At 67.8% G+C, this 1,325-nt stretch carries 1 protein-coding gene; it reads left to right on the top strand.

Going from position 1 to position 1,325, the window contains the following annotated elements; translation table 11 throughout:
* Positions 1-169: 169 nt before the first annotated feature.
* The coding region (locus ACOVRJ_RS09325; protein ID WP_422043582.1) for an IS1634 family transposase at positions 170-1,325 on the top strand (1,156 nt) is incomplete at its 3' end.

Raw genomic sequence — 1,325 nt, 5'->3', positions numbered from 1 at the left:
CCCCAAGTTCGACAGTTCCGCGCCCAATTCGGCGACAACGGCTGATCGAAGGCACGTCGAATCAACAACTTGCAGCGCTCATCGGGCCGCTTTGGCCGAACGTGTGTAGTGGCACGTTTGCAGATGTATGTAGTTTCCGTTTTCTGCCATCCCAGCTACACTCGCGGCCATGTTCATCAAGGTCACGAGCTCCGGCGGGCGCCGCTACGCGCAGTTGGTGGAGTCGTACCGCAACGACGCCGGCCAGCCCCGTCAACGCACGCTGGCCACGCTCGGCCGGCTCGAGCCCGGTGGTGACGTCGATCGCCTGATCGACGCCCTCGGTCGCGCGCAAGGCCGCGAGAACACAACCGGCGGGTCGACCCGCATCACCGACCTTCGCTTCCTGGATGCCCGCGCCGCCGGCGACGTCTGGGCGCTGTGGCAGCTGTGGCGGGCGTTGGACCTGGAGGGTCTGTCGCTCGCGTGGCGCCGCTCCAGGAGCGAGCTCGACGTGCTGGCCTGCCTGCGCGCGATGGTCTTCAACCGGCTGTGCGACCCGGCCTCCAAGCTCGGTGTGCTGCGCTGGCTGCAGACGGTGGCGCTGCCGCGCGGCTTCGGCTTCGATGGCGGTCTGCCGGAGCATCAGCACCTGCTGCGCGCGATGGACGTCATCGACGATCACGCCGATGCGATCAACGAACGACTTGCGCTGCTGATGCGCCCGCTGATCGACCAGGAGCTGTCGGTCGTGTTCTACGACCTCACCACCATCAAGGTGCACGGCGAAGCGGTGGTCGACGGCGACGTGCGCGACCTCGGCAAGTCCAAGGACGGCGGGGTGGCGCGCCAGTTTGTGCTGTCGCTGGTGCAGACCGCCGAGGGGCTGCCCATCGCGCATGAGGTCCACCCAGGCAACACGTCAGAGGCCAAGACGCTGCTGCCGATGATCCGCGCGCTGTTGGAGCGCTGGCCGCTCAAGCGCGTGGTCCTGGTGGCCGATCGCGGCCTGCTGAGCTTGAACAACCTGCAGGAGCTTGCGCAGCTGCAGGCCGAACTTGACGCGACCGGCCGCGGCGTGCGTTTGGAGTACGTGCTGGCGGTGCCGGCCGCGCGGTACGGCGAGTTCCGCGACGAGCTCAAGGCATTGGATGCCAGCCACGATGCGGCGCTTACTTGGATCGACGAACTGCTCTGGGCCACGGGGGGCGAGAAGGACACGGCAGGCCCGCCAATGCAACACCGATTGGTGGTCGCCCACGACCCCGTGGTGGCGCAGCGGCGCAGCCAGGCCAGGCGCGAGCAGATGCGCGAGTTGATCGCGCTGGGCGAGCAGTGGGGCGGAC

It is taken from the genome of Roseateles sp. (assembly GCF_049240545.1).
Taxonomy (GTDB): domain Bacteria; phylum Pseudomonadota; class Gammaproteobacteria; order Burkholderiales; family Burkholderiaceae_C; genus Paucibacter_A.
The sequence above is the reverse complement of the archived record's forward strand: the minus strand, read 5'-3'. Positions and strand labels throughout refer to the sequence as shown.